The sequence below is a fragment of the Pseudomonas sp. RIT-562 genome (genome assembly GCF_026241895.1).
Lineage (GTDB): Bacteria > Pseudomonadota > Gammaproteobacteria > Pseudomonadales > Pseudomonadaceae > Aquipseudomonas > Aquipseudomonas mandelii_F.
This window is the reverse complement of the sequence record NZ_JAPJIV010000002.1, coordinates 247616-260734: the sequence shown is the minus strand read 5'-3', so window position 1 is coordinate 260734 and position 13119 is coordinate 247616. Positions and strand designations below refer to the sequence as shown.

General features: G+C 60.4%; 12 protein-coding genes. 9 read left to right on the top strand and 3 right to left on the bottom strand.

The genetic code is table 11. The annotated features are described in order from the left end of the window. Window positions 1-2 precede the first annotated feature (2 nt). The 8 genes from ORL50_RS04005 to ORL50_RS03970 all read left to right on the top strand — a co-directional run bounded on the left by ORL50_RS04005 (window position 3) and on the right by ORL50_RS03970 (window position 8230). Window positions 3-1004: a response regulator gene (locus tag ORL50_RS04005; protein ID WP_266010023.1), complete on the top strand. Its 1002-nt coding sequence runs from the start codon at window positions 3-5 to the stop codon at window positions 1002-1004. Between the two features lie 294 nt (window positions 1005-1298). Then, window positions 1299-2394, top strand: a protein-coding gene (prfB, locus tag ORL50_RS04000) for a peptide chain release factor 2 (protein WP_266010021.1) whose coding sequence is annotated in 2 segments (ribosomal slippage) — window positions 1299-1370 and window positions 1372-2394 — 1095 coding nt in all. Because the reading frame shifts where the segments join, the coding sequence is not laid out codon by codon here. 102 nt (window positions 2395-2496) lie between these two features. Next, window positions 2497-3999 carry a lysine--tRNA ligase gene (lysS, locus tag ORL50_RS03995; protein WP_266010019.1) on the top strand — a complete coding sequence of 501 codons (1503 nt, stop codon included), beginning with the start codon at window positions 2497-2499 and terminating at the stop codon, window positions 3997-3999. A gap of 99 nt (window positions 4000-4098) precedes the next feature. Then, window positions 4099-4815, top strand: a complete 717-nt coding sequence (locus ORL50_RS03990; RefSeq protein ID WP_266010017.1) for a TetR/AcrR family transcriptional regulator — start codon at window positions 4099-4101, stop codon at window positions 4813-4815. Between the two features lie 162 nt (window positions 4816-4977). Next, window positions 4978-5532 (top strand): hypothetical protein, encoded by a 555-nt coding sequence (locus ORL50_RS03985; RefSeq protein ID WP_266010015.1) that lies wholly within the window; start codon window positions 4978-4980, stop codon window positions 5530-5532. 36 nt (window positions 5533-5568) lie between these two features. Further along, window positions 5569-6846 carry a flavohemoglobin expression-modulating QEGLA motif protein gene (locus tag ORL50_RS03980; protein ID WP_266010013.1) on the top strand — a complete coding sequence of 426 codons (1278 nt, stop codon included), beginning with the start codon at window positions 5569-5571 and terminating at the stop codon, window positions 6844-6846. A 143-nt stretch (window positions 6847-6989) separates the two neighbouring features. Then, a complete protein-coding gene (locus ORL50_RS03975; protein ID WP_266010011.1) occupies window positions 6990-7904 on the top strand; it encodes an alpha/beta hydrolase in 915 nt (304 codons plus the stop codon). Beyond that, complete coding sequence (locus tag ORL50_RS03970; RefSeq protein ID WP_266010009.1) at window positions 7901-8230, top strand: PA3694 family proteiin; 330 nt, start codon at window positions 7901-7903, stop codon at window positions 8228-8230. Before ORL50_RS03975 ends, ORL50_RS03970 begins: the two co-directional genes overlap by 4 nt. Window positions 8231-8392: 162 nt before the next feature. On the opposite strand, the gene lptF is transcribed toward ORL50_RS03970, so the two are convergent. From lptF to ORL50_RS03955, 3 genes are all read right to left on the bottom strand, one after another. After that, a complete protein-coding gene (gene lptF, locus ORL50_RS03965; protein ID WP_266010007.1) occupies window positions 8393-9181 on the bottom strand; it encodes a lipotoxin F family OmpA-related lipoprotein LptF in 789 nt (262 codons plus the stop codon). Between the two features lie 55 nt (window positions 9182-9236). Next, window positions 9237-9650 carry a DUF4398 domain-containing protein gene (locus tag ORL50_RS03960; RefSeq protein WP_247288361.1) on the bottom strand — a complete coding sequence of 138 codons (414 nt, stop codon included), beginning with the start codon at window positions 9648-9650 and terminating at the stop codon, window positions 9237-9239. A 292-nt stretch (window positions 9651-9942) separates the two neighbouring features. After that, the gene (locus ORL50_RS03955; protein ID WP_266010003.1) at window positions 9943-10287 is read right to left on the bottom strand and encodes a pilin assembly protein; all 345 of its coding nucleotides are present in this window, start codon (window positions 10285-10287) and stop codon (window positions 9943-9945) included. Window positions 10288-10488: 201 nt separating this feature from the next. Between ORL50_RS03955 and ppc the strand changes: the two genes are divergently transcribed. After that, window positions 10489-13119, top strand: a complete 2631-nt coding sequence (gene ppc / locus ORL50_RS03950; RefSeq protein WP_266010001.1) for a phosphoenolpyruvate carboxylase — start codon at window positions 10489-10491, stop codon at window positions 13117-13119.

The window sequence follows — 13119 nt, the reverse complement described above, 5'->3', positions numbered from 1 at the left end:
ACATGAATGAATTACAGCTCGACGAATTCAAGACCGATGAAAACGCCGCCATGGTGTTGCTGGTGGACGATCAGGCGATGATCGGCGAGGCAGTGCGGCGCGGGTTGTCGCACGAAGAAAACATCGACTTCCACTTTTGCGCCGATCCACACCAGGCCATTGCCCAGGCGATCCGCATCAAGCCGACGGTCATCCTGCAGGACCTGGTGATGCCCGGCCTCGATGGCCTGAGCCTGGTGCGCGAATACCGCAACCATCCGGCGACCAAGGACATTCCGATCATCGTCCTGTCGACCAAGGAAGACCCTTTAATCAAGAGCGCTGCGTTTGCCGCCGGCGCCAACGATTATCTGGTCAAGCTGCCGGACAACATCGAGCTGGTGGCGCGCATCCGCTACCACTCGCGCTCCTACATGACCCTGTTACAGCGGGACGCGGCCTATCGGGCCTTGCGCGTGAGTCAGCAACAGTTGCTCGACACCAACCTGGTGCTGCAACGCCTGATGAACTCCGATGGCCTCACCGGGCTGTCCAACCGCCGGCATTTCGATGAATACCTGGAACTGGAGTGGAGAAGGTCGCTGCGTGATCAGACCCAGCTGTCGTTGCTGATGATCGACGTCGACTACTTCAAGTCCTACAACGACAGCTTCGGCCACCTGGAAGGCGATGAAGCCCTGCGCAAGGTCGCCCTGGCGATCCGCGATGCCAGCTCGCGGCCTTCCGACCTGCCGGCGCGCTACGGTGGCGAAGAATTCGCCCTGGTGTTGCCCAACACCTCGCCCGGCGGCGCCCGGCTGGTCGCGGAAAAACTGCGCCAGACCGTCGCGGCCCTGAAGATCCCGCACATTGCGCCGGCCGAAGGCTCAAGCCTGACCATCAGCATCGGCTTGTCGACCATCACCCCGCAGCAGGGCAGCGACTGCCGGCAATTGATCCTGGCGGCGGACAAGGGGCTGTACCAGGCCAAGCACAATGGGCGCAATCAGGTCGGCATTTCGTAACGCAACTCTGTTGCAGGACTGCTGATCCCTTGTAGCAGCTGCTGAGCCTGCGAGGCTGCGTTCGAGGACGCAGTCCTCGCAAATCCTGCGCATGCGGTCTGCCAAGGGAACCGCGTCATGAGGTTCTACGACTGCTTCGCAGCCGGACGCAGCCTCGCAGGCTCGGCAGCTGCTACAAGTACTGGGTGGTTTGCGCAATCATTCCCTCCTAAAGCCGCCAGGCGGGCTGCCGTGACAGCCTGTTTACGGTATACTCGCCGGCTTTCAAAAGTTCGCCAACGAGTGCTGCCCGCCATGGAAATCAACCCGATCCTTAACAGTATCAAGGACCTGTCCGAGCGCTCCGAAACTATTCGGGGGTATCTTTGACTACGATCAAAAGCATGAGCGTCTGACCGAAGTCAATCGCGAGCTTGAAGATCCGAGTGTCTGGAACAACCCTACCTACGCCCAGGAACTGGGGCGCGAGCGCTCCCTGCTGGCGCAGATCGTAGAAACCCTCGACGAGATGCACTCGGGCCTGGCCGACGCCAAGGACCTGCTGCTGATGTCTGCCGAGGAAGAAGACCAGGCCGCCGTCGATGACGTAGCCGCCGAAGTCGAGCGCCTGCGCGAGTCCCTGGAAAAACTCGAATTCCGCCGCATGTTCAGCGGTGAGATGGATGCCAACAACGCCTACCTGGACATCCAGGCCGGCTCCGGTGGCACCGAAGCCCAGGACTGGGCCAACATCCTGCTGCGCATGTACCTGCGCTGGGCTGACAAACGCGGTTTCGATGCGACCATCATGGAGCTGTCCGCCGGTGAAGTCGCCGGAATCAAGGGCGCGACCGTGCATATCAAGGGTGAATACGCCTTTGGCTGGCTGCGTACCGAAATCGGCGTGCATCGCCTGGTGCGCAAGAGTCCTTTCGACTCCGGCAACCGTCGCCACACCTCGTTCTCGGCCGTATTCGTGTCGCCGGAAATCGATGACAACATCGAAATCGACATCAACCCGTCGGACCTGCGCATCGATACCTACCGCTCCTCCGGTGCCGGTGGTCAGCACGTAAACACCACCGACTCGGCCGTACGTATCACCCACGTACCGTCCAACACCGTGGTCAGCTGCCAGAACGAACGTTCCCAGCACGCGAACAAAGACACCGCGATGAAAATGTTGCGGGCGCGCTTGTACGAGCAGGAAGTGCAGAAACGCAACGCCGCCTCGCAAGCCCTGGAAGACACCAAGTCGGACATCGGCTGGGGTCACCAGATTCGCTCTTACGTGCTCGATGCGTCGCGAATCAAGGATTTGCGCACTAACATCGAACGCAGCGACTGCGACAAGGTGCTCGACGGCGACATCGACGAGTATCTGGTAGCAAGCCTGAAGCAAGGCCTGTAACACGGATCGCTGACACACTCGATCCCCTGTAGGAGCCGGCTTGCCGGCGATCCCCGGCCCGAAGGCCGGGGGCAATGAACCCGTGATGGAATATCTAAAGACATGAGCGACCAAGAACTCGACCCGCAAGCCCTGCAACAGGAAGAAAACTCCCTGATCGCCCTGCGCAAGGAAAAGCTGGCTGCCGAGCGCGCCAAGGGCAATGCCTTCCCGAACGACTTCCGCCGCGACAACTACTGCGAAGACTTGCAGAAACAGTACGCGGACAAGACCAAGGAAGAGCTCGCAGAGGCTGCAATCCCGGTCAAGGTTGCCGGTCGCATCATGCTCAACCGTGGCTCGTTCATGGTTATCCAGGACATGTCCGGACGCATCCAGGTCTACGTCAACCGTAAAACCCTGTCCGAAGACACCCTGGCCGCAGTCAAGACCTGGGACCTGGGCGACATCATTGCCGCCGAAGGCACCCTGGCGCGTTCCGGCAAGGGCGACCTGTACGTCGAAATGACCAGCGTGCGCCTGCTGACCAAATCCCTGCGCCCGCTGCCGGACAAGCACCATGGCCTCACCGACACCGAGTCGCGCTACCGTCAGCGCTACGTTGACCTGATCGTCAACGACGAAGTGCGCCAGACTTTCCGCATTCGTTCGCAAGTCATCGCGCACATCCGCAGCTTCCTGATGAAACGCGATTTCCTCGAAGTCGAAACGCCGATGCTGCAAACCATCCCTGGCGGCGCGGCAGCCAAACCGTTCGAAACCCACCACAATGCCCTCGACATGGACATGTACCTGCGCATCGCGCCGGAGCTGTACCTCAAGCGCCTGGTGGTCGGTGGTTTTGAAAAGGTCTTCGAGATCAACCGCAACTTCCGTAACGAAGGCGTCTCGACCCGTCACAACCCTGAATTCACCATGTTGGAGTTCTACCAGGCGTACGCCGACTACGAAGACAACATGGACCTGACCGAAGAACTGTTCCGCGAACTGGCGCAGCTGGTTCTGGGCAGCACCGACGTGCCTTATGGCGACAAGGTGTTCCACTTCGGCGAGCCATTTGCGCGTCTGTCGGTGTTCGACTCGATCCTCAAGTACAACCCTGAGCTGACTGCCGATGACCTGAACGACATCGACAAGGCTCGTGCCATTGCCAAAAAAGCCGGCGCCAAGGTGCTGGGCTTCGAAGGCCTGGGCAAGCTGCAGGTGATGATTTTCGAAGAGCTGGTCGAGCACAAGCTGGAGCAGCCGCACTTCATTACCCAATACCCGTTCGAAGTGTCGCCGCTGGCCCGTCGCAACGACGACAACCCGAACGTCACCGACCGTTTTGAGCTGTTCATCGGTGGTCGTGAAATCGCCAACGCCTACTCCGAGTTGAACGACGCGGAAGACCAGGCCGAGCGTTTCATGGCGCAGGTGGCCGACAAGGACGCTGGCGACGACGAAGCCATGCACTACGACGCCGACTTCGTGCGTGCGCTGGAGTACGGCATGCCGCCGACGGCGGGTGAAGGTATCGGCATCGACCGCCTGGTGATGTTGTTGACCAACTCCCCGTCGATCCGCGACGTGATCCTGTTCCCGCACATGCGGCCGCAAGCGTAAGTGTTTCAATTAAAAAGCCGCCTTCAAGGGCGGCTTTTTATTGCCTGTCTGGTACAAACGTATCAATTTATTGCTTTCATCTGAGAGGAAAGACCTGTCGTGAATCGTGCAATGGCTCAAGAAGGTGCAGCGGGTATCGCCACTGCGGTTGCTGAAAGTGTTCAGTACCAGGGTCGCAAGGCCAGCCGACAGGGCAGCGAACAGCGGCGACAGGACATTCTCGATGCAGCGATGCGCATTGTGGTGCGCGATGGCGTGCGGGCTGTGCGTCATCGCGCGGTGGCAGCTGAAGCGGGCGTACCGTTGTCGGCGACCACTTACTACTTCAAGGACATCGACGACCTGCTCACCGACACCTTCGCCCAGTACGTGGAGCGCAGCGCGGCGTTCATGGCCAAACTGTGGGTGAACAACGAAGGGTTGTTGCGTGAGATGGTGGTCAGTGGCGACGGCAGTCCGGAGTCGCGCTCGCAGCTGGCCGATGATATCGCGCGCCTGATGGCGGACTATGTGCATCGTCAACTGGTGAACCGTCGCGAGCACCTGATGGCCGAGCAGGCGTTCCGTCAGGAGGCGCTGCTGAACCCGCGCCTGGCGGAACTGGTGCGCTCCCATCAGCAGATTCTGCTGCAGGGGACCTGCCAACTGTTCCAGGTATTGGGCTCCCGCGAGCCCCAACAGGACGCCAAGGTGTTGACGGCGATTATCGGACGGATGGAATATCAGGGCCTGCTGAACGACGCCGAGCCTGCCGCGGAAGCTGAAATGCTCGGTATCCTCAATCGCTACATGCACCTGGTGTTGGCGTCGGCATGATTTTTCTGGTCGATACTCAACACTTGTAGGAGTGAGCCTGCTCGCGATGGCGGTCGAACATTCGACATTAACGTTGTCTGGCACACCGCGATCGCGAGCAGGCTCACTCCTACAGAGACCGGGGATTAACACGAGATGTGGTGTATCGATAGGGAGTATTGAATGAAAACCTGGCGTGTCGTTGTGATCGCCTTGTCGTTCCTGTTGCTAAGTGGTTGCCTGGTGTCCTTCAAGGAGCCGCTGCCGCAGAGCGATCCCGCGCCAAAGGGCCTGCTGGGCAAATGGACCAGCACCAATGCCTGGGGTGAGCCGATGAACCTGGAGCTGACGCGCATCGGCAATAATCGTTACCAGGCGGTCAGCTACTTCAAGGCCAGGCCGAAGACTCGCGAGGCCTATCCTTTTACCGTGTCGCGGCATGGCGATCGCTGGTACCTGTCGGCGAAGGTGCCGGCGCAGTTTGGCGGCCACTTCATCATCGCCGGTTTCGAACTCAACGAGCAGCGTGAGCTGGTGGTCTACAACCTCGACCTCGAGCAGATCAACCAGGCGCTGGGGCACAAATCCCTCAGCGGCCAGGGCTTCCAGACCGATGATGGCGAGGGCGTGCTGATCAACAACAGCATGCCCGAGGTTTTCACCTACCTGGACGATCCGGCCAATTCCGACGTGTTTGTCGAGGCCGTGCGCTATCAGCGCCTGGCCCAGGCCAAATAAATCCAGTACTGAACGGTTTTACTACAGGAGTTTCGGGTGGACGATTACCAGCAGACGATACGCATTTTGTCCGATCGCATTGTGCTGGCCCAGACGCCGATTCGCGTCCTCGACGCGGTGAAGTGGGACGACGGCATCCGCAAGGGTTTCCTCAAGGCCAAGGGCAAGGAAATGCCGGCGGTAGACCGTGACTACTACCTCAACCGGCCACTGTCTTTCGACTCCAGCAAAGTGAAACTGGAATTCCAGAACATCGAACGCGACATCACCCGCCAGCTTGGCCAGTTCAACCCGGTCGGCCAGATCATGCGGCGCATGTGCAAGGAATACCGCATGGTGGTGCGCATGCTCGAAGCGCGCGGCACCGAAGACTTCGGCTTGATCTCCCAGGAACTCTACGGCGCCGCGTCCGATGCGTTTCACGCCGGCGACCCGACCTTGTCCGACCTGGGTCTGATGCTGTCCGACTATCTGAACAACATCGATGGCCGTGGCGATCTCAAGGACGAACCGAAAGTCCTCACCGCCAAGGATGCCGTGAACCTGCTGCAGACCCGCCTGAGCAAGGTGTTCGGCGAAGCCGAGGAAACCATCCGGGTGTTCGAGTCCGACGGCATCGTCGCGGACGCGGCGGCGGGCGCGGACTACATCAAGATCCGCACCGATGCGATGTTCAACGAGCGCGACGTGCGCGCGCTGGAAGTCCACGAAGGGCTGGTGCATGTCGGCACCACCCTCAATGGCCTGAACCAGCCGATCTGCACCTTCCTCTCCAAGGGCCCGCCTTCGTCGACGGTGACCCAGGAGGGCCTGGCGATTCTCATGGAGATCATCACCTTCGCCTCCTACCCGAGTCGCCTGCGTAAACTGACCAACCGCACTCGCGCCATCCACATGGTGGAGGAGGGTGCCGACTTCCTGCAGATCTTCGAGTTCTTCCGCGAGCAGGGCTTCGAAATGGCCGAAAGCTACGGTAACGCCAGCCGGGTTTTCCGCGGCTCGGTGCCAAACGGCCTGCCATTTACCAAAGACTTGTCCTATCTCAAGGGCTTTATCATGGTTTACAACTACATTCAGTTGGCCGTGCGTAAGGGCAAACTGGAGCAGATTCCCTTGCTGTTCTGCGGCAAGACCACCCTGGAAGACATGCGTACCTTGCGCCAGCTGGTGGATGAGGGGCTGGTGGTGCCGCCGAAGTATTTGCCGGAGCAGTTCAGGGATATGAACGCGTTGTCGGCGTGGATGTGCTTCTCCAACTTCCTCAATCACCTGAGCCTGGATCGGATCGAAGCGGATTACTCCAATATCCTGTAATCAACAAATCTCCCTGTAGGAGCTGGCTTGCCGGCGATAAAGGATAACGCGGTATGCCTGATCGACCGCAGCGCGGCCATCGCTGGCAAGCCAGCTCCTACAGGATTGCGTCGTTACTTATTCCTATCGCGAGGCTTCACCGGATGAGAATCCTCGGCATCATCTGTCTTCTCCTGACCCTGAGCGGTTGCAGCTCGCTGCTCTTCTACCCGGAGCCCGGTCAGCTGTTCACCCCGGCCAAAGCCAAGCTCGAATACCGCGAAGTCACCCTGGTGACTGCCGACGGCCTCAAGCTGAATGCCTGGTGGCTCCCCGTAAAGCAAGGCGTCGAGGTCAAGGGCACGGTGCTGCACCTGCACGGCAACGGCGGCAACCTGCCGATGCACTTGGGGGGTAGCTGGTGGTTGCCGGAAGAGGGTTATCAGGTATTGCTGGTGGACTATCGAGGTTATGGCCTGTCCGAGGGCGAACCGAGCCTGCCGGCGATCTATCAGGACATCGACGCCGCCTTCAAATGGCTCGACCAGGCGCCCGAGGTCCAGGGCAAGCCGTTGATCCTGCTGGGGCAGAGCCTCGGTGGTTCGATGGCCGTGCACTACCTGGTCCAGCACCCGGAACGCCAGAAAAAGCTCAAGGCATTTGTCCTCGACGGTGTACCGGCCAGCTACCGCAGCGTCGGGCAGTTTGCCCTCAGCACTTCCTGGCTGACCTGGCCCTTGCAGGTGCCGTTGTCGTGGCTGGTGCCGGACGGCGACAGCGCAATCAACTCCATGGCGCAGCTCGACGGTGTACCCAAATTGATCTACCACAGCATCGACGATCCGATCGTGCCTCTTTCCAACGGCATCCGTCTGTATCAAGCTGCGCCGCCACCACGGGTGCTGCAACTGACTCGGGGTGGGCACGTGCAGACTTTTGCCGATCCGGTCTGGCGCAAGGTCATGCTGCGCTACCTCGACGATCCGCAACATTTCGACGGCCTGCGCCGCCTGGGCGAGATCCCGAATTACCCGGCACCCCCGAATTCTGAAGATGAACCACCAGAGAGTCCGCAATGAGTGAAGAACGTAACGCCATCCCGCTGATCATCACCGGTATCTGCAGCATCCTCGGCACCGTCGCCGCCCTGTGGTGGTACGGCTACCTGCACTTCGCCAAGCCCGAGGACGCGCTGCTGCTGAGCGAGTTCACCATGCTCAAGACTGTGCCCGGCGAAGACTACAAGGTCTCCCTGCAGCCCGCCGCACAAGTGGCCCAGTGCATCGATGGCGTGCTGGTGATGTTCGATACCGAGCAGAAAGGCCTGACGGGCGTGCTTGTGGATAACAAGAAGAAGGCGGTGCGTTGCGTGGGCCAGGAAACGCCGCAGAAATTGCAACCGTAGCGCGGCCGAAATGATCGCAGCCTCGTTGCACTCGACAGCTCCTACAGGGCAACGCATTCCAATGTAGGAGCTGTCGAGTGCAACGAGGCTGCGATCTTTTGATCTTAAAAAAAAGCCCCGCCTGATCAAATCAGGCGGGCTTTTTGCGTTACTGAGTGAAGCTTAGTTCGAGCTGACAGCCGAGCGCGGGATGACCGGCTGGTTGTCATTGGAAATGGTCACTTCAACTCGACGGTTCATGGCACGACCCGAAGCGCTGCCGTTCTCGGCAACCGGGTATTCCTTGCCGTAACCCTGGGCAACGATGCGCGCTGGATCAACGCCCATTTTCACCAGGGCGGTGCGCACGGAGCCAGCACGACGCTCGGACAGCGACTGGTTGTGCGACGCGGTACCGGTGCTGTCGGTGTAGCCTTCGACGATCACCTTACGGTCCGGGTTTTCCTGGAGGAACTGCGCCAGTTTGTTGATGTTGACCAGGCCGCTGGATTTCAGGTCGGCACGGTCGGTGGCGAACAGCACGTCACCGAAGGTCACCAGCGTACCGCGATCGGTCTGCTTGGCGTTCAGGCTGTCCTGCAGCTGCTTGATTTGCGCGTCACGAGCATCCAGGCGAGCCTGGGCACGTTGCGCCGAAGCGTTTTTCAGGTTGGCTTCAGCGGTGCGCAGGGCGATGGTCTGCTTCGCCACTTCGACGCGCTGGTTGGTCAGGTAAGCCAGCTGATCCACTTTCGACGCGTCTTCCTTGTTCAGGTAAGCCTTGTCAGCCTTGTCCAGGTAGTCACTGGCTTCCTTGGTTTCCAGCGCAGCCACTTTGCTGGCCTGCGGGTTGGTCTGCAGGCCGGTGTAGTTGGTGCGGGCGTTTTCCAGGTTCGCGTTTGGCGGAGTGGAGCAGGCTGCCAGTGCAACGCTTGCGGCCAGGAGAGCGGGGATCATCAATTGTTTACGCATAATAAGTCGTCCTTTCTATCGATTAGAGCTTCAGGTCTGGGGTCTGGATGCGCGCTTACTGCACGGTGCGCTGACTTTCCTGACGCAGTTCCTGAACACCTTTCTGAGAGTCCTTGACTGCCTGTTCGGCTTTCATTGCCTGGGCTTTACGTTCCGCTACGCGGGCGTCCCACTCGGCTTGTTCAGCCAGAACCTTGGCTTCGTCGTACTTCTTGTCGTGCATGGCCAGTTCGGCTTGCTTGAGTTTGTCCTGAGCGGACTTCATTTCCACGGCTGCGAACTCAGTACCGCCAGCGCTCACGGCGCTGTTAACGGCCGATTCAGTCACGGCGAATTGCTCGGTCGGCGGATTGCCGGCACAACCGGCCAGGACGAAGCTGGTGCCGATTGCCAGTGCAGCCATTTTCAGACCGCGCAGGTGGGTAGACGGGGATTTGGCGATGCTGGTCTTCATGGTCTTCAACTCCATTGGAAATACTCCTGAAAAACTTGAAAATCCATCCTGGGCAAGGAGCCGTACCATCGATACTTTGCAGACGTTTTTGAAACGGCCGTCCCAGGCGTGGTTACAGGGTACGACCCGAGCGTTTTTTCAAAAGTTCAGAAGAGATGGCCTATCGCCCGAAAAAATATCTGACCGATCGGTCATGGTTTTGGAGGGGGAACTTTGAGGTTTCGTGGGGGTACGCGCGGGATTTTTGGCTGCCACTGTAGGAGTGAGCCTGCTCCGTGCTCACTCCTACAGAGTTATGCCTGATGGATCAGTGTTTAGGCTTGTCGCCACCACTCGCCAAATCATGCAAATGCCTGCGCGACAGCGCCAGAAACCGCGGGGTCGCGCCAATGTCTTCATACAGCGGATCACCTTCCTCATCAGTCGCCACCACGGTCGAGCCCTTCACATACGGGAAGCTTTTCTCGAGCTCTTCCAGCGCCGCGCCGATCAGCTCTCCGAGCAGTTCCTCGGGCTGACGTTTGGGGTACATTTCGGTGATCGCTGCCAGCCTGGCAGCCGCTTCCATGTCCAGGTGAATCTTGTAGCCGGTGTCGGTCAGGCGACCTTTGGCATTTTCTTCCCAATGCTGGGCGAGTTCGCGAATTTTCATGTGAACCTCATTGCGCGCCTGCTCGTGGCAGGCCGGAGAGTATCCGCCGGTGCGCGGCGGCAAGCCGTTGTACGGCTTACTCTTCAGACTAGCTTTAACCCTCAAGGTTTAAAGTCCCTTCGTCGTCTGCTTGTAAGAAACGGTCTGGAGCGGCACTCTTGAGGTTCATGGCCGCCCGGATTTTCTGCTGGAGAACTGCTGATGACCGATATTGATGCACGCTTGCGCGAGGATGTTCACCTGCTGGGTGAGCTGTTGGGCAACACCATCCGCGAGCAGTATGGCGATGGCTTTCTCGACAAGATCGAGCAGATTCGCAAAGGCGCCAAGGCCGACCGTCGTGGTTCGATGGACGCCGAGCTGAGCGCCAGCCTCAACCAGTTGAGCGAAGACGAATTGCTCCCGGTTGCGCGGGCGTTCAACCAGTTTCTCAATCTGGCCAATATCGCCGAGCAGTACCAGTTGATCCACCGGCGTGACGAGTCCCAACCCGCACCATTCGAAACCCGAGTACTGCCGGAACTGCTGGCTCGCTTGCTCGCCGAAGGCCACGGCGCTGAAGCGTTGGCACGCCAGCTGGGACGCCTGGAAATCGAACTGGTGTTGACCGCGCACCCGACTGAGGTGGCTCGCCGCACCCTGATCCAGAAATACGACGCCATCGCCGCGCAACTGGCCGCTCAGGACCATCGCGACCTCACGAGTGCCGAGCGCGAACAGATCCAGGTCAAATTGCAGCGTCTGATCGCCGAGGCCTGGCACACCGAAGAAATCCGCCGCACCCGACCGACGCCCGTGGACGAGGCGAAGTGGGGTTTTGCGGTCATCGAACATTCGCTGTGGCACGCCATCCCGAATTATCTGCGCAAGGCCGACAAGGCCCTGTACGACGCCACCGGTTTACACCTTGCGCTGGAAGCGGCGCCCATTCGCTTTGCCTCCTGGATGGGCGGCGATCGCGACGGCAACCCGAATGTCACGGCGACGGTCACCCGCGAAGTGCTGCTGCTGGCGCGCTGGATGGCTGCCGATCTGTACGTTCGAGATATCGATCAGTTGGCGGCGGAATTGTCGATGCAGCAGGCCAGCGACGCACTCAAGGCCAAGGCTGGCGACAGCGCCGAACCTTATCGCGCAGTGCTCAAGCAACTGCGTGAACGCCTGCGCGCGACGCGTAACTGGGCGCATGCATCCCTCACCGCCAGCACGCCGGCAACCGCGGATGTACTGCAAAACAACCGCGACCTGCTGGACCCGCTGCAGCTGTGTTATCAGTCGCTGCACGAGTGCGGCATGGGCGTGATTGCCGATGGGCCGCTGCTCGATTGCCTGCGCCGGGCGGTGACGTTCGGATTGTTCCTGGTGCGTCTGGATGTGCGTCAGGACTCTTCGCGGCATTCGTCGGCCATGACCGAAATCACTGATTACCTGGGCCTGGGGCGTTACGAAGACTGGAGCGAGGAAGAGCGCATCGAGTTCCTGATGCGCGAGCTGGGCAACCGGCGGCCACTGCTGCCGGCGTACTTCAAACCTTCCGCCGACACCGCCGAAGTGCTCGCCACCTGCCGGGAAATCGCTGCGGCGCCGGGCGCTTCACTGGGCTCATATGTGATCTCCATGGCCGGCGCCGCCTCGGACGTGCTGGCCGTGCAACTGCTGCTCAAGGAGGCCGGAGTGTTGCGGCCGATGCGGGTAGTGCCGCTGTTCGAGACTCTCGCCGACCTGGATAACGCCGGCCCGGTGATCGAAAAACTGTTGCTCCTGCCTGGCTATCGTTCGCGCCTGCAAGGCCCGCAGGAAGTAATGATCGGCTACTCCGACTCGGCCAAGGACGCGGGCACCACGGCAGCGGCCTGGGCGCAGTATCGAGCGCAGGAACGCCTGGTCGACATTTGCCGCGAGCAGCAAGTGGAGCTGCTGTTGTTCCACGGTCGCGGTGGCACCGTCGGACGTGGCGGCGGCCCGGCCCACGCGGCCATCCTCTCGCAACCGCCGGGGTCGGTCGCTGGACGATTCCGCACCACCGAGCAGGGAGAAATGATCCGCTTCAAGTTCGGCCTACCGGACATCGCCGAACAGAACCTCAACCTGTATCTGGCGGCCGTGCTCGAGGCAACGTTGTTGCCACCGCCGCCCCCGGAGCCGGCCTGGCGCGATCTGATGGACGAGCTGGCCGCCGATGGGGTCAAAGCCTATCGCGCAGTGGTGCGGGAAAATCCGCAGTTCGTCGAGTATTTCCGCCAGTCCACTCCGGAACAGGAGCTCGGTCGTCTGCCGCTGGGCAGTCGCCCGGCGAAGCGACGTGCCGGTGGTATTGAAAGCCTGCGGGCCATTCCGTGGATTTTCGGCTGGACCCAGACCCGCCTGATGTTGCCGGCCTGGCTCGGCTGGGAAGCAGCGTTGAGCAAGGCCCTGGAGCGCGGCGAAGGTGACCTGCTGGGACAGATGCGCGAACAGTGGCCGTTCTTCCGCACGCGCATCGATATGCTGGAGATGGTCTTGGCCAAGGCGGACGCCGACATCGCCCGCTCCTATGACGAGCGTCTGGTCGAGCCGGATCTGCTGCCATTGGGCGCGCATTTACGCGACCTATTGTCGCAGGCCTGCACTGTGGTCCTTGGGCTGACCGGTCAGTCGCAACTGCTGGCGCATAGTCCGGCGACCCTCGAATTCATCCGCCTGCGTAACACTTACCTTGACCCGCTGCATCTATTGCAGGCGGAGTTGCTGGCGCGCTCGCGGCAGCAGGAAGTCACGCAAGGCAGCCCGGTAGAACAGGCGCTGCTGGTGTCTGTGGCGGGGATTGCCGCCGGCTTGCGTAACACCGGCTAA

Coding starts and splice junctions, on each gene's coding strand:
- ORL50_RS04005 (WP_266010023.1), top strand. CDS start 3: ATGAATGAATTACAGCTCGACGAATTCAAGACCGATGAAAACGCCGCC.
- lysS (WP_266010019.1), top strand. CDS start 2,497: ATGAGCGACCAAGAACTCGACCCGCAAGCCCTGCAACAGGAAGAAAAC.
- ORL50_RS03985 (WP_266010015.1), top strand. CDS start 4,978: ATGAAAACCTGGCGTGTCGTTGTGATCGCCTTGTCGTTCCTGTTGCTA.
- ORL50_RS03975 (WP_266010011.1), top strand. CDS start 6,990: ATGAGAATCCTCGGCATCATCTGTCTTCTCCTGACCCTGAGCGGTTGC.
- ORL50_RS03970 (WP_266010009.1), top strand. CDS start 7,901: ATGAGTGAAGAACGTAACGCCATCCCGCTGATCATCACCGGTATCTGC.
- lptF (WP_266010007.1), bottom strand. CDS start 9,181: ATGCGTAAACAATTGATGATCCCCGCTCTCCTGGCCGCAAGCGTTGCA.
- ORL50_RS03960 (WP_247288361.1), bottom strand. CDS start 9,650: ATGGAGTTGAAGACCATGAAGACCAGCATCGCCAAATCCCCGTCTACC.
- ORL50_RS03955 (WP_266010003.1), bottom strand. CDS start 10,287: ATGAAAATTCGCGAACTCGCCCAGCATTGGGAAGAAAATGCCAAAGGT.
- ppc (WP_266010001.1), top strand. CDS start 10,489: ATGACCGATATTGATGCACGCTTGCGCGAGGATGTTCACCTGCTGGGT.